Origin of the sequence: Bifidobacterium sp. M3-N-101 (genome assembly GCF_023656805.1) — a bacterium.
GTDB lineage: Bacteria > Actinomycetota > Actinomycetes > Actinomycetales > Bifidobacteriaceae > Bifidobacterium > Bifidobacterium breve.
In genome coordinates, this window is record NZ_JAMOKQ010000011.1 from 42,760 (window position 1) to 62,393 (window position 19,634).

A 19,634-nucleotide genomic window follows, 5' to 3' on the forward strand; every position below is an offset into this window, starting at 1 on the left:
ACAACTCAGCCACCGCTAAGCCGGCACGAAGAATTTACTAAGTGTTTGGCTGAGACTCGGCTACGTAGCCTCAACGGAGGATAGGTTGGAACATATGAAGATGTTCCGGCGCCTATCCTCCGTTGTCGTTATTGTGCTGCTGATGCCGCTCATACTGGTGGCCATGCCGGTTCCCGCCGCACAAGCCGACCAGCTGCCCAACCCCGACTGGGTGGCATTGCTCTCCGACTATGAGAAGGATTATTGGCAGGCGCCTACCGATGCCGCGCATGGTGGCAAGGTACTCGACGCCAAAACGATGGAGCTTGACCAGAATCTCGCCGTGGCGATCAACCACAAAGCCGCAGAAGACCTCGATAACAAGGGTCTCAACGCTCAGCGCAAACGAGCCCTTGTCGATTCCGATCTGCAAGCCGAGGAGACCATGCCGGATGCGCTCGGGCCAGTGCTCGGCGCATATATGAGCGAAGGCCTCAAGCAGGGCAAACTCAACGCTGTGGCCGATGTGTTCTCCTTCAATGTGGCATCCACCTATGCTTCCAAACGCGCTGCCATGCATCCCAGACCGTATCTGAACCGTGCAGAAAGCAGCTTTGGCGGCACCAATGATCTTGCCGGGCTTCCCGCCACACTGAATATCAAACAGTCGCCCTCATGGCTTGAGCACGTGCCCGGCTACTCGAACCTGCAAAAGAACAGCTCCTATCCGTCCGGGCATACTACTGGCGCCTATTCGTGGGGTATCGCATTGGCCGGCATGATTCCCGAACTGGCTCCGCAAATCATGGCCCGCACTTCGGAGGCCGGCAATAACCGCATTGTTCTGGGTGTGCATTATCCGCTCGACATCATGGGCGGGCGCATCGGCGCCTCCGCCCAAAACGGGCAGTACTGGCACAATGAATTCAGCTCGTCCATCGTGCCCGCAGCCCGTCAGTTGCGCGGCTACCTGACCGAGCGATGCCAGGCGGACGAACACGGAAGCACACTCGCCGCTTGTATCGACAATGTCAAAGCCAATGGCGCGGGCGGTTACACGAACGGTTTTCTTGATTCCGTAGCCAGCGAACCGGTCAAAGATCAGGCCTCTGCCGTACGCGTGTACACCGCGCGCCTTACCTACACATTTCCGCAGAATACCTCCCAATCCGGTGCTGATTTCATGGCCCCACGCGGTGCCGCGGACGTGCTGCGACTGGCCTATCCCGAACTGCACGCTGATCAGCGCAATGCGATTCTCAAAGCCACTGCCTTGGACTCCGGCTACCCATTGTGGCGATCCAGCGATGGCTGGCAGCGCATCAACTGGGCCAAGGCCCTATGCGCCCGCGTCACATTAGACAAGAACGGCGATGTGTCCAAAGTCGAAACCGCCGATCATGTGACGCTCACCGGTCCGAGCGTGATTAATGCCCAATATGCCAACATCGGCAAACACCCTGCGTCGGATAGCGCAGCCGGTGAGAACAGCTCCGTCTCAGCCGGCCCCGACCTTGCCGTCTTGCATGCCGCCCAACGACCGGCATTGATGGTGGGCACCGGCGTGCTGGTCACGATACTTGGTGCCGGCGCAACCAAGGCCGTAATGGGAAAACGCAGCGAAAAGAAGCGCGCTGAATCGTCTACAGTACGGCCATGATGAATTCGACGAGCAGTTTGATGCCGTAGAGTACGATGATGCTGCCGCACACCTTGTTGAGCGTGTTGATGATCTTTGGGCTGAACCGCTGGCTGAACGCCGAAATTACCAAAGTGAGTCCCAAGAACCACAATGCGGATGCGCTTTCTACTCCAATAATGAATGGAGATGCCTGCGAAGCGCTCAAAGTGGCGCTGAATGCGCCCAGCATCAACGTGCCGTCAATGATTGCCTGAGGGTTGAACCATGTGACTACGCATGCAGTAGTGACGGTTTTCGCCAATCCGTCGGCTCGCTTGTCCGTGATCTCAGCGTCAGTGGTCGATGCGGTGCTGTGGGATGTCGAGTCGTTGCCATGGCGGAACAATCCCGGAAAGATCAACCCCAATCCAATGCGGATTACCACCGCACCTCCCACAGCCAACACGGCCAGCTGCAGCCACTCATACCGCTGCATGAGTGCGCCCACGCCAAAGAAGCATGACAGGGACAGTGCCACGTCGAATATGGTGACGATGATTGCTGTGAACACGGCCTTGCGTCTTGTCTTGGTCAGTGCCGAGTTGATGACAAACAGATTCTGCATGCCGATTGGCGCCACGTATGCCAGTCCCATCGTCAGTCCCTGCAAGTAGAACCCCATGAATCTCTGCTCCCTTAAATACCAGCCAATTGTGTTTGGCTGGTCATGTCTGACCCAGCCAAACATATTGTGCGACTGAGCGCGATGCGCGTAATAATTCAATAAAACCGTGCATCTTCATGTTTCCATGGATTATTCTAAGGAGTGGATTGCGGTTGACAACCAGCCAAATGGCAGCATTGTCACTCAACCAAACATGTGGATATGGGCATGAGACGTTGACGTAATCCTAGTTGTGCGGATTGCGGGTCTGCGCTCGCAGCATAGGAAGAGGAGAGGTATGGCACGAATAGCGCCGTTGGTTATCGACTGGAAGCCGGATCGCACGTCGAATGTGCCGGTCACCGAGCAAATCGTGGACTACATGTGTCATCAGGTTTCCAGTGGCGTATGGCCGATCGGTGCCCGATTGCCCTCGCAGCGAGCCATGGCAGAAGGATTTGGCGTCAATCGGTCCACGGTTGTCGCCGCTATAACTGAACTGGCCGATTACGGTATTGTGGAAGGCCTGCATGGCGCTGGTACGCGCATCGTCAGCAATACGTGGTCGTTGATGTTGCCGGGTGCCCCGGACTGGGCCGACTACGTCTCCTCCGGGTTCTTTGAAGCGAACAACGCCACGATACAGACCATCAATCGCATGGAGTTCGCGCCGAATATCGCACGACTGGGCACCGGCGAGCTGGATCCGCGACTGTTCCCGCGCGATATGTGGAAACAGGTGCTGACGGAAGCCGCGCAGGAGATAGATTCGCTGGGCTATCCGCCTCCTGCGGGCATGACCGTGCTGCGTGAGGCGATCGCCGCGCATATGTGCCGCTCGGGGGTGAACTGCACGCCGGCCCAGGTGCTGATCACCTCCGGCGCGTTGCAGGCTCTGCAGCTGATTTCCGTGAGTCTGCTGTCTGCAGGAAGCACGGTGTTCGCTGAAGCTCCGAGCTACATCAAGTCATTGCAGGTGTTCCAATCGGCCGGAATGCGCTTGTCCGGCGTGACGATGGACGACCAGGGGCTTCGCGCCGACGCTCTTGAACGTGCATTGGGAGAATACCGTGCTGTATCGGGCAAGGGCGCGGATGCCGTGCTCTACACCATTCCCACCAATCACAACCCCACCGGCGTGACGATGACCAATCAGCACCGGCATGACCTCATCGATTGCTGCGTGGCGAATCGATTGCCGATTATCGAAGACAACGCCTATCAGGACCTGTATTTCGGCGACGAGATGCCGAAGCCGTTGAAGACCATGGATGAGACCGGTATGGTCATCACCTTGGGCAGCGCTTCGAAATCGTTGGCTCCTGGACTGCGCATCGGTTGGATTATTGCCAATGAGCCAATCGTCCAACGACTCGCTGATGTGAAAATGCAGATGGACTACGGCGCTAGTCTGCTCAGCCAGTGGGCTTTCGCCCGATTCTTGACCAGCGGTCTGTATGACCGGTATCTGGTTGACCTCAAACGGGAGCTACACCGTCGCAGGGATGCGGCGATGGAATCCCTGGAGCGTCATTTCTTGGGCCGGGCCCACTGGAGCCGGCCGGATGGCGGATTCTATGTGTGGCTGACCTTCGAACAGCCGGTGCGCACCAGTCGCTTGTTCCAAGCAGCCTTGAAGCGCGGCGTGCTGCTTAATCCCGGCGACATCTACGATTTCGAAGGTGACAACTCCCTTCGCCTGAGCTATGCCTACACCACGCCCGAGGAATTCGAGGCATCGGTGGATGTGCTTGCGCAAGTGGTTCGCGAAGTCCTATGAGGCCAAGCCGTCGGTGAAGTCCGGGACGCGCGAATCCGGCGAAGCGTACAATCGGTGGCATGGCCAAGGAAGACGGAAAGACAAATAAGGTGGGTAAAAACGGCAAGTTGGGTGGTGTCGTCAAATCCGACAAAGACAAAAACGGTAAGGATAAGCCCAGCAGGGGGAAGGGCGATAAACGCATCGACTGGACGCTGAATCTCGCTGAAGACCGCATAGAAAGCATTGAATCCAGCACCACCGTGTCCGAACGGCTGGCCCGCGCGGCGAAATCCAGCGAACTGCTGAGTGCCGTATGGTCTCTGCCGCCAGCACAACGACTGATGTTCCACCCGGGGACGCAGGTCACTGATGTCGAAGGCGACTCCACGCCGGGGTTTGATGGCGGCAAAGAGGATGCGGAACGGTTTATATCCATCAGCTCCTCCGAAATCGCCCGATACCAGCGGCTCATGTATGCCAACGGTGTTAAAGGCTCCCCGCGAAGATTGCTGATCGTGTTGCAAGGCATGGATGCTTCCGGCAAAGGCGGCATCGTGCGCCATGTATTCAGCCAGGGCGATCCTATGGGCATCCATTATCACGGCTTTGGCAAGCCAAGCGCCGAGGAGCTTGACCATGATTTTCTCTGGCGTGTGAAGCGCGAACTGCCCAAGCAGGGCTGGATTGCCGTTTTTGACCGTTCCCATTACGAGGATGTGGTCATGCCGCACGTCTACGGCACCTATCCGGAAGACGTATGGCGTGCCCGATATGACCAGATTAACGAATTCGAGCGTGAGCTGGCCGCCAGCGGATGTGCGATTCTCAAGATCTTTCTCGTGGTCAGCCAGGATGAGCAGAAAAAGCATTTTCTCGGCCGTCTTGATGACCCCACCAAATATTGGAAGTTCGATATCTCCGACCTTGAAGCCCGCGATCGATGGGACGACTACATGGACGCCTGGCAGGAGGTTTTTGAAAAGACCAGCACTGCCGCCGCACCGTGGTATCTGGTGCCGGCTGACAACCGGTGGTATTCACGCGCCGTGGTTTCCGAGCTGTTGCGCACCACGTTGAAGAATATGAATATGACTTGGCCGCCGCTCGAACCGGAAGTCGACCCCGACGAGGTCCGTCGCAGACTGGCGTGAGTATTCCTCCCGCTGGTGGGAGGTGCTGCGAAGCAGCGGAGGGTGGTTCGCGCCGCTGGAACAGGCCGCTGGGTAGACTGGGACATTATGACTGACGAGAAGGAATATGGTTCCCTGGGGCGTTTGGCTCCCGAATGGGACGGCGACGAGCGCGAGCGGAATCTTACGGCCGATGATATCTACGAACGGTTCTTCGGCTGGGTGGAAGAGGTCAAAGGCATCGAGCCGTGGCCGCATCAGGAAGAGGCCATTATGGATCTCCTGGCCGGCGACCATGTCATTTTGAATACCCCTACCGGTTCCGGCAAATCACTGGTGGCGCTGGGCATGCATTTCGCCGCCCTATGCACCGGTCGCCGTTCCTACTACACCGCGCCCATCAAAGCGTTGGTCTCCGAGAAGTTCTTCGACCTGGTAGAGGTGTTCGGCCGCGACAATGTCGGCATGATCACCGGCGACAGCCATATCAACGCCGACGCGCCGATCATCTGCTGCACCGCCGAGATTCTCGCTAACCAGGCTTTGCGTGAGGGCACGCATGCCGACGTGGGCCTCGTGGCCATGGACGAATTCCACTACTACGGCGACCCGGAGCGTGGCTGGGCATGGCAGGTGCCACTGCTGACCTTGCCGCAAACCCAGTTCCTGCTGATGAGTGCCACGCTTGGCAATGTGGATGCCATCGCCGACAAGCTCTCCGATCTCAACGACACACCTGATGTGGATGTCATCGCCGATGCGCCACGCCCGGTGCCGTTGAGCTATGAGTACACGCTCGACCCGCTGGAAAGAACCGTGGAACTCGCCTTCCGCAACGGCGAGACACCGATATATGTGGTGCACTTCTCTCAGGACGCCGCGCTGGAAACCGCGCAGGCGCTTGCCTCCACCGGCGTGTCCAGCAAGGAACAGCGTCAGGCCATCGCCGAAGCCATCAAAGGCGTCAAATTCACCACGGCTTTTGGCAAGATTCTGCAACGTCTGCTGCGCACCGGCGTCGGTATCCATCATGCCGGCATGCTGCCGCGATACCGTCGTCTGGTCGAACAGCTCGCCCAGCAAGGTCTTTTGCCGGTGATTTGCGGCACCGATACGCTGGGCGTTGGCATTAATGTGCCGATTCACTCCGTGGTGCTGACCGCGTTGACCAAGTTCGATGGCACCAAGATGCGCCGCCTGCGCGCCCGCGAATTCCACCAGATCGCCGGACGCGCCGGCCGTATGGGCTTCGACACCGAAGGACTGGTGGTAGCCGAGGCTCCCGAATATGAGATCGAGAACCAGAAGGCCATAGCCAAGGCCGGAGGCGACCCGAAGAAGCTCAAGAAGGTCAAGCGCAAGAAAGCCCCCGAAGGCTTCGTGACCTGGAACGAAGGCACGTTCAACAAGCTCATCGACGCCGCTCCGGAAACCTTGGTCCCGCATCTGAAGATCACGCATTCTATGGTGCTCAATGAAGTGGCGCAAGGCGGCGATGCGCGTGCTCGTATCGACGATCTTATCGATGATTCAGCACAGACCCCGGATCAGAAAGAACATCTGCACCAGCGGGCCGATGAAATCTTCCGCACTTTGTTCGATACCGAGGTCATTGAGACCGAAGATCGTGCGGATGGCGGCAAAGACTATTACATGACCCTCGATATGCCGGATGACTTCGCGCTCGACCAGCCCCTGAGCCCGTTCCTGTTGGCCGCATTGGAGTTGCTCGATCCGGAATCGGACACCTACGCGCTGGACGTCATCTCGATGGCCGAAGCCACGCTGGAAGACCCCAAGCAGGTGTTGCGTGCGCAGGAGCGTCAGGCGAGAGACAAGGCCATGGCCGACATGAAGGCCGACGGACTCGACTACGACGAGCGCATGGACAAGCTGCAGGAGATCACCTATCCCAAGCCGCTGGAAGACATGCTCGAGGCCGCATTCGATCAGTATCGCCATGATGTGCCGTGGGCGAACGACTACTGGCTGTCGCCAAAATCCGTGGTGCGCGACATGGTGGAAACCGCCTCCGACTTCACCGGATACATCGCCCGCTACAACATCGCCCGTTCCGAGGGCACGCTGTTGCGGTACTTGTCGGACGCTTACCGCACATTGGCGCGCACCGTGCCGCCCGAAAAGCGCGATGAACAGCTCGGAGACATTATTTCGTGGCTGCGCGTGCTCGTACGCTCCATCGATTCCTCGTTGGTGGACGAATGGGAGAATGCCGGCGACTCGGCTGACCAATCCGAGGCTGCGGCATCCCTGGCCGCGCCCGGCGCAAAAAGCGCGGTGGTCGAGGACCGTCGTGGTCTTACCGTGCTGGTGCGCAATGCCTTGTTCCGCCGTGTGCAGCTTATGGATCTCGATCAGCCGGACAAGCTGGGCGCGCTCGACAAGGATTGGGGCTACGGCGTGCACGAATGGGAGGACGTGCTCGACGACTATTACGACGAACACGAGTATGTGGGCATCGGTGCCGAAGCGCGCTCGCCCGAACTCTTCATGCTGGACAGCAAGCATGAGAACGACGAACACACGTGGAAGGTGCGTCAGATTATCGATGATTCCGACGGTGATCACGACTGGACCATCGAAGGCATCGTGGATCTCGACGCCACCCAAGACACCGGTGAGGTGGTCTTCCACGATTACCGGGTGAGCAACTCATGACCTTGGCTCCCTTCCCTGAGAGGAGCTGTCAGCGAAGCTGACTGAGGAGAGCCAAGAGAAAGCTCGAACGTCTGTTCGAATAATGGGGTAGTATAGAACACTATGAGCGAGAACGATTTGTTTGGGGCGGCCGATGCTCCGGAGTCGATGACCCGGCCGTTGGCGGTGCGCATGCGTCCACGCACGCTGGACGAGGTCATTGGCCAAACCCAAGTGCTTGGGCAGGGATCGCCCTTGCGTCGTCTTGCCAATCCGGCCAGCAAAGGCAGCCTCACCGCACCAAGCTCCGTGATTCTATTCGGGCCTCCCGGCGTGGGCAAGACCACGCTTGCCACCATCGTTGCCGGACAATCCGGTCGTGTGTTTGAAGAACTGTCCGCCGTGACCTCCGGTGTCAAAGACGTGCGTGATGTGCTCACGCGCGCTCATGAACGGCTGGTGTCGCGTGGCCAGGAAACCGTGTTGTTCATCGACGAGGTGCACCGCTTCTCCAAGTCGCAGCAGGACGCCCTGCTGCCCGCCGTCGAGAACCGCGATGTCACCTTCATCGGCGCCACCACCGAAAACCCGAGCTTTTCCGTCATCAAGCCGCTGCTCTCACGCTCGGTAGTAGTCAAACTCGAGTCCTTGGAACCTAAGCAGCTCACCGAACTGGTGCAACGGGCCCTAGCCGATGAACGCGGACTCAAGGGTGAAGTCAAGGCCACTGACGAAGCCGTGGTGGACATCGTGCGCATGGCCGGCGGCGACGCGCGGAAGTCCCTGACGATTCTGGAAGCGGCGGCCGGTGCGGTCACCGGTGATGAGGCTCGTAAGAAGGGCGCCCGCCGGCCTATCATTACCCCGGGCATCGTGTCCACGGTAATGGACACCGCCACCGTGCGCTATGACAAGGATGGCGACGATCACTATGATGTGATCTCCGCGTTCATCAAATCGATGCGTGGCTCTGACCCGGATGCCACGATTCATTACCTGGCCCGTATGCTCAAGGCCGGTGAAGACCCCCGTTTCATCGCCCGGCGCATTATGATTGCCGCCAGCGAAGAGGTCGGCCTGGCCGCACCTCAGATACTGCAGGTCACTGTGGCGGCCGCACAGGCCGTGGCTTTGGTCGGTATGCCCGAGGCCCGCATCATTCTGGCCGAAGCCGCGCTCGCCGTGGCCACGGCTCCCAAGTCCAATGCCGGCTACAATGCCATTAATCAGGCGCTTGCCGATGTGGATGCCGGCGGAATCGGCGCGGTGCCGCTGTACCTGAGAAATGCTCCCACCAAACTCATGAAGGAATGGGGCAACCACGAGGGGTATAAGTACGCCCATGACTGGCCTGGCGCCGTGGCCCCGCAGGAATACTTGCCCGAGGAATTGCGTGGCACCGAGTATTATCATCCCAATGATCGCGGATACGAACATGAGGTAAGTCAGCGTCTGGCCAGAATCCGCCCGATACTGCATGGTGAAGCCCCCGAACAGAAGTGAATACGGGGGAGTAGCGTATAACGAAACGATAACAGCGGGGAAAGGGAAGGCAAGCACCCATGACGACCATCTTCATTGTGGACGACGGTCAGGTCATTGGCGATATGCTGAGCTTGGTATTGGAAAACAAAGGATTCCATACCGTTACCTGCATGGACGGACTGCGTGCGGTAGATGTTCCCCACGGTCAAGCCGGACTTGATATTGCTTGATGTCATGCTGCCTGGTCTGGACGGCACAGAAGTGGCACGCCGTATCCGGCAGACCTCCAATGTGCCGCGTCTGAACCTCTATTCTCGGTTCAGCTTACGTCGCCTGCTGCGGCATGGTCGCGCCGAGGTCCGACGCTCGCTGCAGGCCCGTACCGTGGCGCTGGCCGTAATACTGACTTTGGCGGTGGCCATTGTGTTCTCCGGCGTATCCATCACGTCGGTGCGCGCCTCGCTGCTCAATCAGATTACGCAGCAGTCCCGGAACGACTATTCGAATATGGTGCAGCAGACCCAGACCAGTCTGGATGCGGCGGATGTCTCGTCAACGGTGCAGGTTCAACAGCTGGTCAATGATCTGGCGTCATCCCTGCAATCCATCGGAAGCCCGCACGATTCCATAGTCATTTCAGACATAAAGGCATCGTAAAGATTACTGTACACGTTTACGAGCCGTGCGAATATGGAACGCGGCTGCCAAGCAGCCCCAGCCAATCAGACAGATGATGGTCATTGTAGCAAATGTCCAAGCGCCGCCGACGGCTGTGGCGTGAGCAAACTCAGCGGTGCCTTCTTCTCCTGCGCCGGCCTGGGCCACGGAAAGAATCGTGGAGAACAATGCGGTGCCGGCGGCGCCGCCAAACTGAAGGCACGTGTTGAAAATGGCATTGCCGTCCGGCTTGAATTCGGGGGAGACTTCAGACAAGCCGCTGGTCATAACGTTCGCGTTACCCACGGCATAGAACAAGCCGAAAATGAAATAGAATCCAGCCAGCAGCACAGGCGTAAGCCGCATTGAGAAAATCAGCATCAGCACAGGGCCCACAATGGCAATGCCAATCGGAATCAGAATCGGTTTGACCGCGCCGAACTTGTCATAGAACCAGCCGCCGAGCGGGGCGCAGACCGCGCCAATCAGTGCACCGGGCAGCACGAGAGAGCCGGCCACAAACGCTGTGGCGCCCAGCGAAAGCTGCGAGACGTTGGTAATGACATAGCCGTAGCCGATGGCGACGAGCGGCAGCAGCAAATAGGCGCAGGCATGAAGCAGGACGGCCGGATCTTTTAAAATACCCAGACGCAGCAGAGGAGAGAATGCCCGCTTGGAAGTCAGGGCGAACACAATCAACATGCCAACGCCAACGATCAGGCTGATAATGGCGATTGCACCAGAATGTGCGACGGAACCTCCGGCCACAGCCGCGCTGACGGCCACGCCGCCTTGATTCAGCGCCAGTACCAGACCGACCAAGGCGAGAATAATGGAGCCCAACTGGACCGGATCAAGATATGCCGCTTCGGTCGGCGTCTTTTGCTCGATGCATTTGAGCCCGATAACGGCCGCGAGAAGTACCAGCGGAATTGCGATGACGAAAATCGCACGCCATGGCAGCACGGTGGTCACTGCGCCGCCGACGGTCGGGCCGATGGCCGGGGCCACTGTGATGACCAACGAGCCAACACCCATAAGACGGCCGATTTTCGTTCGGGGAGACTGCTCAAGAATAATGTTGATCATCAACGGGGTGGCGACACCCGATCCGATGCCCTGAATGATACGTGCCACTATCAGCAGCGGGAAGGCTTGGGCGAAAATCATGATCAGTGAACCGATGATTGCCAGAATCACCGCGGCGAGGAAAATGGTTTTCAACGTGAAACGTCGTTTCAGGAACGAGCTGATTGGCATCGTGGCAGCCACGGCCAAGAGGTAAATCGTGGTAATCCATTGGATGGTGGCTGTGTCCACATGGAACTCGCGCATCAAGGCGGGGAAGAGCACGGTCATTACCGTTTCGGTCAGAATGCCGATGAAGGCAAGTGAACCGACGGCCACAATCGCGCCGATCAGACGGACCGGAATCTTCTCATTATCACTATGCTGCTCAGGCATGCGTGCTCCTCAACATTCGGTTGCAAAAAGTGGAATATAAGGTTTACCAACCGGCGCAGGTACCTGTGCGTGCTGATGGGCCAGCAATCGAAGTGCCATGGCCGCACGCTCTGGATCAAAACCAGAAGGCAGTGTACGTCTCGGGGCGGACTCATATTGCACGGTTATGAGGTGCTGACCCGCTGGCCGATGATGTCATAACCATGCCGGCAACTTCTCATTATCCGTACTGCCGCCTAGGTTGGTGAACCATGGGGATCGAGAATGCGCATAAGCTGATTGTCAATTGCTTGCCACTGAACGAGTCCGAACGCCAGGCGTTCGCCAAGGCGGCGCGCGATGTGCCGCAGAAATTTGTTGGTGACGAATCCCGCCGTGGGGACATGGTGTGGTCAGCCAGCGTTCCCGAGGAATTGCGTGCCGAGGCCACTGCTGTTATCGGCAATTTCCCTGCCGGCGATGCCGGACAATACAAGCGTCTGGAATGGCTGCAGACGTTCAGCGCCGGTGTGGATGCTTATGTGCGTCCAGGCGTGTTGCCGCATGGAGTCATGATCACCAACGCCACCGGTGCCTATGGTCGTAGTGTCGCTGAGCACATGTTCGCCATGATGTGGGCCGTGATGAAGAATTTCGGCCGGTATGGTTTCAACCAGCGAGAGCACCGCTGGCAGGACGAGGGTTCCGCGCTGAGCCCTGAGGGTGTCATCGCACTGGTCATTGGCACTGGAGACATCGGCTCTCACTTCGGTCGACTGGCACAGTCCGTAGGCATGCATACGTTTGGCGTGCGACGGCATCCGGAAGTACGTGCGGAAGGCATCGAGAAAATGTATGGATTCGAGCGCTTGGATGCTTTGCTGCCATTGGCGGATGTGGTGGTTATGGCGGTGCCGCGCTCTCCGCAGACCCACCACCTGTTGGACGCCGCCCGCCTGGGCAAGCTGAAGTCCACCGCCGTAGTTATTAACGCCGGAAGAGGTGATGCCATTGATGCTGACGCGTTGGCCGTGGCGCTGCGTGAGGGACGTATTCATGGTGCTGGATTGGACGTTACCGAACCTGAGCCATTGCCCGCCGAGCACCCGTTGTGGGATGAGCCTCGCTGTCTGATTACGCCGCACGTGGCTGGAGGCAATCACTTGGAAGAAACCTCCGAGCAGATTATTCGTATTGCCCTGCACAATGTTTCTCGTTATGCCAAGCAGCAGGAATTGCTCAATCTCGTAAGTCGCTGATGTCTGGTTCGGGAGATAAATAAGGCGCATGGCCTCATTGTCATGCGCCTTTGTGCTTCAGCGGATAAGGATTCGATCAGTAGTTGTTCGCGCCGACGCCTTCAAACTTGACGTTGAACCCACGCTGATAGTGCAGGAACATGCTGGCACCGTAACGGTCGACCAGACGGTGGGCGAACAGCATGCGGATGGCGAAAGCAGCCTGTACGTCTTCCGGCAGTTCGAGGAAGGCCTTATGGGAATCCCAGTACGGGTCATATACCACGGCGGCGTCCGGCACATAAGCATAGCCGTATCCGTCTTCGTTCACGTATCCCATGAACGGCAGATCCCAGGCGTTGTGCTTGGTGAGCTGTGCCTTGAAGTCCTCTACCTCGGCCAGCGTGTCATCGCTGATTCCAAAGCTTTTGGTCACTGTATTGGCTTCGTCCGTCTTTGATTCTGCATCCTTGCCGAACATATCCGGGTTGACGATGATGACTTTTTTCTTCCGACATATGTGTTTCCTTTCATAAGTATGATATTTGTTCTGTGTATAAAACGAACATCATATAACCTTTCTCTTGTGAGAAAAGTCCCGTACAATGTGCTGTGCTGGTTCTTAACGCTAGCACTGAAAAGGTTCAAATGAGCCATTTTGTAAGTTGTTCATGAATTGGTAACGCAGTTGGGGAGTTATGTGATTCTGTGAGTTTCGATATTAACTTTATGAAAAAGCGAACATAATGGATGTTAATTTTTAGGGGAAAGCCTACATATCAAGCAGCCGAATGTGCCGTGAGCCGCGTAGCGTCGGCGTGTTGTGCTGGTTCTGTCCTTTGTGCTGGATGCGCCGATGCATGCCGGTTGAGTAACGTTACGATAGGTCCATGAGAAGTTTCTTGACCAGTTGGCTGATTATGACCATTGCCGCTGCCGTTATGGTTGCGGTGATTCCCGGCATGACCCCGGTAGGGGAGCCTCCGATTCTCGGCATCGCCGCATTCGCCTTGTTCATGGCGTTAATCAATGCTTCCATCAAGCCGATTGTGCATTTGGTGTCGTTGCCATTCGCGATTCTCTCGCTTGGATTGGTCACCTTGATTATCAACTGGCTGTTTATGCGCCTAGCCAGTTGGCTGGCCGTCAGCCTCTTCGGTGTCGGCGTCTTTGTACACGGCTTCTGGTGGTCCGTGCTCGGCTCTCTGGTCTTGACCATCGTCTCCAGCATCGTTGGCGCCATCATCGATCAGTAATGCGCGTCCCTGCACAAGAGCAAAAAGGGGGCTCTGCTGTGGTAACGCCATAGCAGAGCCCCTATTGATAAGTGGTGCGAAGCCTCACTCGCGTACGAGCTTGATATGCTCCACATCATCGCGGTGGGAGCGGCGGAAGAGCACGAAGCGGTTGCCGATGGACTGCACCACTTCGGCGCCCAATTGTTCGGCAAGTTCCGCGGCGGCCTCCTTGGCTGTGAGCCCTGAGCCATCCTGTACGGCGCACTTAATGAGCTCATGCTTCTCGATGGTTTCATCGGCCTGCTTGACGGCCGATTCGGTCAGATCGTTCTTGCCCACATAGAACAGGGGCTTCAGTGAATTCGCCATTGCGCGTAGCTGCTTGATTTGTTTCTTGGTCAATGCCATGAGAATAGTTCCTTACATATGCTGTATACCTCAAGAAGCATAGCAACCGGTGCTGTCTGAATCGTCAGAGCAGGATAATGGAGGCAATGTATGCGATGACGAGCGCGGCGAATACGATATCGCGGCCAGCAATGGGCAATGCGCGCCAATGCGTACGATGAATGCCCTCCTCATAGCAGCGGGCATCCAAAGCCAGACTGAGGTTATCCGCATGACGTAATGTTCCGGCAAAGGTGGGTACGATGATCGCGCTCATGGCTTTGATTCGTTGTCCCAGAGAACCGGTTTCGATGGAGCCTCCACGGGCGGATTGGGCATCGATAATGGCTCGGGTCTCGTCGGTCAATGTTGGAATGAATCGCAGGGCCAAGCTCATCACCAACGCAATCTCCTGAGCGTGGACGCCAAGCCTGTTCAGTGGTTTGATCAGTGCGGCGAATGCATCGGTCATGGCGGTGGGTGTGGTCGTGGTCAAAAACACCGTGCCCAAAATGATGACCAGCATGAAACGACAGGTATACAGCACGGCGATGGTCACGCCCTGATCGGTGATGCTTAATGGGCCAAGCGCCACCACTGGGGTGCCGGTGCGCACCACAAACAGGTTGACGATGCCCATAAGCAGCATCAACATCAGCAGCGGATGAATGGATTTGAGCACCCATAATGGGTTCAGTCGGGCAGCTGCGATTACGGTAAGCGTCACCATGAGACCCAAGACAAGTTGCACTGGCGTATTCACGGCGAACATGGTGAACATGGCGGCCAGGAATCCCACCATTTTCACGCGCGGATCAAGTCGGTGAATCACCGAGAAAGCGGCACCGGCAGAGGCGGCGGTCGTGTTGGATACCGAGGCTTCTGTATTGGAGTTATTCAGGGCATCGCTTGCCGGAGAATCCGGTTGCTCCGCCGCATTCGGCATACGCACCACGCGGTCAGCAAGGGCCTCGGCCTCCGCTCGGTCGTGGGTAATGAGCAACACGGTTACGCCTTGCTGCTTCAAGGTGCGCAGCAGTTCATGGATGCGCTCTTTGGCCTGCGTATCCAGACTGGCGGTCGGCTCATCCATAATGAGCACATCAGGATTGCAGGCAATAACGCCAGCAATGGCCGCAAGACGCTGCTGTCCACCTGATAAGTCGAAAGGGGGGCGGTCGGCAAGGTGCCCGATGTGCAGCAGTTCCAGTGCTTCGTGGACACGGTCGGTGACTTCGGTTTCTGCCAGTCCCTGATTGCGCGGGCCATAGGCCACATCTTCAGCCACGGTATCCGCAAAAAGCTGATGTTCGGGATGCTGCATCACATAACCCACATGACGGCGAAGCTGCACAAGCTGCTGCCGTGTTGCGGATTTGGAACGTGTACCGGTGCCTGTGGATGTTGCCACAGGCACGTTGGCTATGTCGATACTGCCGGATCTCGGCGTGGCCAAAGCGCAGAGCAGTCGAATCAAAGTAGATTTGCCCGAGCCATTCGCGCCCATCAATGCTACGGTCTGGCCGCGCGCGATAGTGAACGACAGGTCGTTGATGGTCGCATGCTTGGCCGAGGAATATCGATATGTCACATGCGAAACCCGGATGATGGGGTCTGTGGCGTCGTCGTTTGAAGCATCCGAGAGTAAGGGGAATGCCACATCCCGCCCCGGCTGGTGGGGCTCGTCGGGTGAAGGATGGTTGGCAATGGTTTGCGGCCGAGCGCTGACCGCTTCGATGCCAACGATCTGCCCGGATTCCATATGCACAATGCGGTCAGCGTGCACAGTCTCATCCTGATGATGTGTGACATGCACGATGGTGGTGCCTTGCGCCTGCAGATCATCGAGAATACGCATCACTTCGGCGCGCGCCGACTCGTCCAACATGGCGGTCGGCTCATCCAGCACCAGCATGGCCGGACTCATGGCCAGCATGCCGGCAATGGCGGCGCGTTGCTGTTGGCCTCCACTCATACGAGTTGGATCGGACTGGCGGAAGGACACCAATCCAACCGATTTCAGAGAATCATCGATGCGCTCTCCGATGCGGCTGCGTTCAATGCCCAGATTTTCCGGTCCAAACGCCACATCATCTTCCAGCACGGTAGTGACCAGCTGATCCTCCGGATTCTGGAACACTACGCCAATGCCACGCCGGGCCGCACGATATTCGTCGGCATTCGGCAGGGCATCGGCGTAGGCGCGATGCCCCAACAACGTGATGTCGCCGCCGTCGGGCGCGGCCAGCCCGGCAATCAGCCGGGCAAAAGTAGATTTGCCGGATCCGTTCGGGCCGACCAGACAAATGCGCTCGCCGGCCCGAACGGTCAATGACACACCGTCCAAAGCCCAGGAGTTGCCACGGTCGTAGCTGAAACGGATATTCTTCAGCTCGGCAGCGTGGGCATAGGCGGGGTTATGGGTGGATTCAGTCATGGCTGCAGGTTGCTCACTGCTGCTTGGAAAGCAGGTTGGAGACCGGCTTGTAGATCAGGAACGTGATTACGGCGTGAATTGCCATCTTGGCCAGATTGAACGGCAGCAGGATCGGCAGAATCATCGCGGCCACTGCCTGATAGGTCATGTGCGCGTAGATCGGCGTGACGATGAGGTTGCCCACCAGCGCCACCACGATAGCCAGAACCGCACCCACCAGAATGCCGATGGCGGCACCCTTGCGCGTGCGAATCTTGCGGTAGATGAACGCGGCAGGAACCGACAGGAACAGTGCCACCAGCACTGCCATCAGCGAACCCCACGGGTTGGCGAACATATGAGGCACGAAGCCCAGCACGGACACAATCGCGGCGGCTGCCGGTCCATAAGCGAATCCGGCAATCAGGCATACGATGCCGGACGGGTCGTACTTGAGCCATGTGACCGGCGTGATCGGGAATTCGATGAAGCTGGTCACCATCGCCAGCGCTACGAACAATGCATACATGGCAATGCGACGTGTGGACCAGCGTCCCGAATCGGCCACGCCGGTGGCGTGTGAGCCGAGTTTGGTGCTGGAAGACGTGCTGGTTGAGCCGGAGCCTGCACCTTCAGCCTGCGGCGCCACGGAACGGATTGCTTGCATGCGGATACGCGAAGATATGCTCATCAGAGCCCTCGTTTCTTCCATCCGGACTATAACCGTTGGCTCCGGAATCTCACCGGATCAGCCGCTTACGCGGGTCGCGGGCTTCCTGACATCTCCGTTATGAAACCCGGAGTGCAGATCACCGCCAGTAAGGAATTACACCTTCCCTGAAACTGACAGGCTTATTCATACGCCATACGCCGGACGTGTGCAAGCTGCGTTTCACTTTCGGCAAGGAAATCAACAGCAATCAGCTGAGATTCAGCAGACGTTCAGAGGGTTTGTGCTGGTCAAGTGCAACAATGGATACCATGGCTGAAGTGAAGAATCCCAATACCACTATCGACAAACTGGCATTGATCGTCACCACATACAAGCGTCAGCAACTGCTTGAAGTGCTGTTCGATTCAATTCTGGCACTGGAGCAGGCGCCGTGGCGCATTGTCATTGTGGACAATGAGCAGTCCAAGCAAACCGCGGATATGGTTGCTGGTTTTGCCGGCAAGGTGACCGGTCAGTGGGGCACTACCGTGGCCGATCAATCAGGCAATGAGGAGCGTGTGGTCTATGCGCCGCAGTCCGAGAATCTCGGCGGTGCTGGCGGTTTCTCCGCTGGCGTGGCCAAGGCATATGAGCTGGGTGCCGCATGGTTCTGGGTGATGGACGATGATGTGGCCGTGCTGCCCGATGCCATCGCCAAGCTTGCCAAGTGGACTGATAAGCATGAGGTGATTCAGGGCTCCCGTTTCGATTACGATGGCGGCCCGTTCTACTGGCAGTATGACTTCATTGTGCCGCTGGGCATTCCGAATCCGATTGCCCCTGCCGCGTTCGGCCCTGCCAAATACCGTGTAATGAACACCCTGTGCTTTGAAGGCGGTCTGTTCAGTCGCCGCGTGGTGAGCGAAATCGGCCTGCCGGATCCGCGATTCTTCATCTACTGGGATGACACGATTTACGGCTATCGTGCCAGCAAGGTCACCAACCCGATTGTGGTGCCGGATGTGGTGTTGCGACGCACGCGTGAGATTGGAAACTGGGATATAGCCGGCATGCGCCAGCTCAACTCCACGTCGGATATGAACCGCTACCACATCATGCGCAACCGTGGCTATATGGCCCGGTATTTCATGGTGTATGGCGATTTCCGTCCGATGCTTTTTGCTCTGGGTACTGTGCTCACCGCCATCAAGGAAGTCATTCGTCTGGTGATGGTGGATCGGGAGCATGTCAAGACCGGCTTGGTGCAGATCGTCAAAGGTTGGTGGGACTCGCGCAAGTTGATGCACGATCCTGATTGGAAGCCCATGCCGCCGCTGAAGTAGTCCTTACTTGGCTCCCTCTATGAGGGGAACTGGCTCGCGTAGCGAGACTGAGGGGAGTCTGTCGGAGATGTACCTCTGAGACTCCCCTCAGTTGCTTTCAGTGGTGGCTCCCCTCAAAGCTGGGAGCCACTATAACGGTCACTTATGGATGAATAGGCCTCCGTCGCCCCATGCCCATTGGCCCTGGCCGGCGCCGATTTGGAAATGCAGTTTGGCAATGCCCATGTCGTTCATCGCATGATGCTCGTCACCGGCTGTGGTGTCGATATGCGCGGCGGCAGTGTCGTCGGCTGGATTGTACGAAAACATAATCGGCTGACGGTTCATGGCGCTCGGCGCCTTCATCGCAGCCTCGACGCCGGCCTTGAACCACGCTGGTGCTGAGTCACGTTCTTCATCGCCCATCGTGGCGGTGAACTGCTCATACGATTTGGTCGGCCGGTGCGTGCGCTGGGCCTCGCAGAGATCTTCATAGGATTTCGCCCGATACTCCAGATGGTTCTTGGGATGGCCGATGACCACACCGAGATAGAGCTCCTGACCGGATGCCACACGGCAGTGCTTGGCGGCCTCGTCCTTGTCCCATGAGCCGGCGACCCACAGTGTGCCGAGACCTCGCAGCGTGGCGGTAAGCACCAGGCGTTCGGCGTAGAAGCCGGCGCGTTCCCGGGCTTCCTCATCGTTCTTGGGGCCAACGATGGCCAGATAATTCGCCGCATTGGTCAGATGGCCTGAGGCGTTGGCCTCGAATACCTTTGGCTGGTTGCGCACCAGCTGAATGTTGAGATCGCCGAGCAGGTTGATTGGCTGCAGTGCCATCTCGAGCTGACGGGCCGTGTCGTCATCGATCGGTTCGTCATCATAGGTACGCACGGCGGTGCGAATGTTGACCGCATCAATAAGTTGGGTATGTTCTGTCATGTATTCCATTATCGCGCGCGACACGTGGAAATGATGGCTG

Annotated in this window: 16 protein-coding genes, 1 pseudogene and 1 riboswitch; of the genes and pseudogenes, 10 read left to right on the forward strand and 7 right to left on the reverse strand. The window is 57.7% G+C overall.

What is annotated here, in order from left to right; all coding sequences use genetic code 11:
* Positions 1–94 precede the first annotated feature (94 nt).
* A complete protein-coding gene (locus NBH12_RS09450) occupies positions 95–1,639 on the forward strand; it encodes an acid phosphatase (protein ID WP_250819419.1) in 1,545 nt (514 codons plus the stop codon).
* On the opposite strand, the gene NBH12_RS09455 is transcribed toward NBH12_RS09450, so the two are convergent.
* Complete coding sequence (locus NBH12_RS09455) at positions 1,623–2,282, reverse strand: LysE/ArgO family amino acid transporter (protein WP_015439022.1); 660 nt, start codon at positions 2,280–2,282, stop codon at positions 1,623–1,625. The two genes, NBH12_RS09450 and NBH12_RS09455, sit on opposite strands and share 17 nt — an antisense overlap.
* 280 nt (positions 2,283–2,562) lie before the next feature.
* On the opposite strand from NBH12_RS09455, the gene NBH12_RS09460 reads away from it, so the two are divergent.
* From NBH12_RS09460 to NBH12_RS09490, 6 genes and pseudogenes are all read left to right on the forward strand, one after another.
* Positions 2,563–4,044 (forward strand): aminotransferase-like domain-containing protein, encoded by a 1,482-nt coding sequence (locus NBH12_RS09460; protein WP_060618437.1) that lies wholly within the window; start codon positions 2,563–2,565, stop codon positions 4,042–4,044.
* A 59-nt stretch (positions 4,045–4,103) separates the two neighbouring features.
* Positions 4,104–5,177, forward strand: coding sequence for a polyphosphate kinase 2 family protein (locus NBH12_RS09465; protein WP_003831589.1), 1,074 nt, complete (start codon positions 4,104–4,106; stop codon positions 5,175–5,177).
* Between the two features lie 87 nt (positions 5,178–5,264).
* Entirely contained in the window at positions 5,265–7,835 is a 2,571-nt protein-coding gene (locus NBH12_RS09470; protein ID WP_052828607.1) for a DEAD/DEAH box helicase, read from the forward strand.
* A gap of 102 nt (positions 7,836–7,937) precedes the next feature.
* A complete protein-coding gene (locus tag NBH12_RS09475; protein ID WP_065465227.1) occupies positions 7,938–9,317 on the forward strand; it encodes a replication-associated recombination protein A in 1,380 nt (459 codons plus the stop codon).
* Positions 9,318–9,376: 59 nt separating this feature from the next.
* A pseudogene (locus NBH12_RS09480) lies at positions 9,377–9,617 on the forward strand (response regulator); the annotation flags it as partial.
* A complete protein-coding gene (locus NBH12_RS09490; RefSeq protein ID WP_226790720.1) occupies positions 9,591–9,956 on the forward strand; it encodes a response regulator in 366 nt (121 codons plus the stop codon). The pseudogene NBH12_RS09480 and the gene NBH12_RS09490, both read left to right, overlap by 27 nt.
* A gap of 3 nt (positions 9,957–9,959) precedes the next feature.
* Here the strand turns inward: NBH12_RS09490 and NBH12_RS09495 are convergent, their stop codons facing one another.
* On the reverse strand, positions 9,960–11,420 hold the full coding sequence (locus tag NBH12_RS09495) for an MFS transporter (RefSeq protein WP_003831593.1): 1,461 nt from the start codon (positions 11,418–11,420) through the stop codon (positions 9,960–9,962).
* Between the two features lie 251 nt (positions 11,421–11,671).
* Here NBH12_RS09495 and NBH12_RS09500 point away from each other — a divergent pair, with 251 nt between their 5' ends.
* Complete coding sequence (locus NBH12_RS09500; RefSeq protein ID WP_003831595.1) at positions 11,672–12,658, forward strand: D-2-hydroxyacid dehydrogenase; 987 nt, start codon at positions 11,672–11,674, stop codon at positions 12,656–12,658.
* A gap of 76 nt (positions 12,659–12,734) precedes the next feature.
* On the opposite strand, the gene NBH12_RS09505 is transcribed toward NBH12_RS09500, so the two are convergent.
* Positions 12,735–13,118 (reverse strand): hypothetical protein, encoded by a 384-nt coding sequence (locus tag NBH12_RS09505; protein ID WP_003831597.1) that lies wholly within the window; start codon positions 13,116–13,118, stop codon positions 12,735–12,737.
* Positions 13,119–13,527: 409 nt separating this feature from the next.
* On the opposite strand from NBH12_RS09505, the gene NBH12_RS09510 reads away from it, so the two are divergent.
* Positions 13,528–13,893, forward strand: a complete 366-nt coding sequence (locus NBH12_RS09510) for a phage holin family protein (RefSeq protein WP_003831598.1) — start codon at positions 13,528–13,530, stop codon at positions 13,891–13,893.
* A gap of 84 nt (positions 13,894–13,977) precedes the next feature.
* Here NBH12_RS09510 and NBH12_RS09515 read toward each other — a convergent pair whose 3' ends face one another.
* The 3 genes from NBH12_RS09515 to NBH12_RS09525 form a co-directional block, all read right to left on the reverse strand.
* Positions 13,978–14,283 (reverse strand): YhbY family RNA-binding protein, encoded by a 306-nt coding sequence (locus NBH12_RS09515; protein ID WP_003830332.1) that lies wholly within the window; start codon positions 14,281–14,283, stop codon positions 13,978–13,980.
* Between the two features lie 64 nt (positions 14,284–14,347).
* Entirely contained in the window at positions 14,348–16,699 is a 2,352-nt protein-coding gene (locus tag NBH12_RS09520) for an energy-coupling factor transporter ATPase (RefSeq protein ID WP_003833454.1), read from the reverse strand.
* A 13-nt stretch (positions 16,700–16,712) separates the two neighbouring features.
* Complete coding sequence (locus NBH12_RS09525; RefSeq protein ID WP_015439013.1) at positions 16,713–17,369, reverse strand: ECF transporter S component; 657 nt, start codon at positions 17,367–17,369, stop codon at positions 16,713–16,715.
* A gap of 5 nt (positions 17,370–17,374) precedes the next feature.
* A riboswitch (FMN riboswitch) is annotated at positions 17,375–17,527 on the reverse strand.
* Positions 17,528–17,659: 132 nt separating this feature from the next.
* Here NBH12_RS09525 and NBH12_RS09530 point away from each other — a divergent pair.
* The gene (locus tag NBH12_RS09530; RefSeq protein ID WP_015439012.1) at positions 17,660–18,673 is read left to right on the forward strand and encodes a glycosyltransferase family 2 protein; all 1,014 of its coding nucleotides are present in this window, start codon (positions 17,660–17,662) and stop codon (positions 18,671–18,673) included.
* 138 nt (positions 18,674–18,811) lie between these two features.
* Here NBH12_RS09530 and NBH12_RS09535 read toward each other — a convergent pair whose 3' ends face one another.
* Positions 18,812–19,594: a nitroreductase family protein gene (locus NBH12_RS09535; RefSeq protein ID WP_014483558.1), complete on the reverse strand. Its 783-nt coding sequence runs from the start codon at positions 19,592–19,594 to the stop codon at positions 18,812–18,814.
* Positions 19,595–19,634 lie beyond the last annotated feature (40 nt).

Bases quoted from the DNA above. Each gene is read 5' to 3' on its own strand.
- NBH12_RS09450 (WP_250819419.1), top strand. From the start codon at position 95: ATGAAGATGTTCCGGCGCCTATCCTCCGTTGTCGTTATTGTGCTGCTG.
- NBH12_RS09500 (WP_003831595.1), top strand. From the start codon at position 11,672: ATGGGGATCGAGAATGCGCATAAGCTGATTGTCAATTGCTTGCCACTG.
- NBH12_RS09525 (WP_015439013.1), bottom strand. From the start codon at position 17,369: ATGAGCATATCTTCGCGTATCCGCATGCAAGCAATCCGTTCCGTGGCG.
- NBH12_RS09535 (WP_014483558.1), bottom strand. From the start codon at position 19,594: ATGACAGAACATACCCAACTTATTGATGCGGTCAACATTCGCACCGCC.
- NBH12_RS09475 (WP_065465227.1), top strand. From the start codon at position 7,938: ATGAGCGAGAACGATTTGTTTGGGGCGGCCGATGCTCCGGAGTCGATG.
- NBH12_RS09510 (WP_003831598.1), top strand. From the start codon at position 13,528: ATGAGAAGTTTCTTGACCAGTTGGCTGATTATGACCATTGCCGCTGCC.
- NBH12_RS09530 (WP_015439012.1), top strand. From the start codon at position 17,660: ATGGCTGAAGTGAAGAATCCCAATACCACTATCGACAAACTGGCATTG.
- NBH12_RS09495 (WP_003831593.1), bottom strand. From the start codon at position 11,420: ATGCCTGAGCAGCATAGTGATAATGAGAAGATTCCGGTCCGTCTGATC.
- NBH12_RS09505 (WP_003831597.1), bottom strand. From the start codon at position 13,118: ATGTTCGGCAAGGATGCAGAATCAAAGACGGACGAAGCCAATACAGTG.
- NBH12_RS09520 (WP_003833454.1), bottom strand. From the start codon at position 16,699: ATGACTGAATCCACCCATAACCCCGCCTATGCCCACGCTGCCGAGCTG.
- NBH12_RS09460 (WP_060618437.1), top strand. From the start codon at position 2,563: ATGGCACGAATAGCGCCGTTGGTTATCGACTGGAAGCCGGATCGCACG.
- NBH12_RS09465 (WP_003831589.1), top strand. From the start codon at position 4,104: ATGGCCAAGGAAGACGGAAAGACAAATAAGGTGGGTAAAAACGGCAAG.
- NBH12_RS09455 (WP_015439022.1), bottom strand. From the start codon at position 2,282: ATGGGGTTCTACTTGCAGGGACTGACGATGGGACTGGCATACGTGGCG.
- NBH12_RS09515 (WP_003830332.1), bottom strand. From the start codon at position 14,283: ATGGCATTGACCAAGAAACAAATCAAGCAGCTACGCGCAATGGCGAAT.
- NBH12_RS09470 (WP_052828607.1), top strand. From the start codon at position 5,265: ATGACTGACGAGAAGGAATATGGTTCCCTGGGGCGTTTGGCTCCCGAA.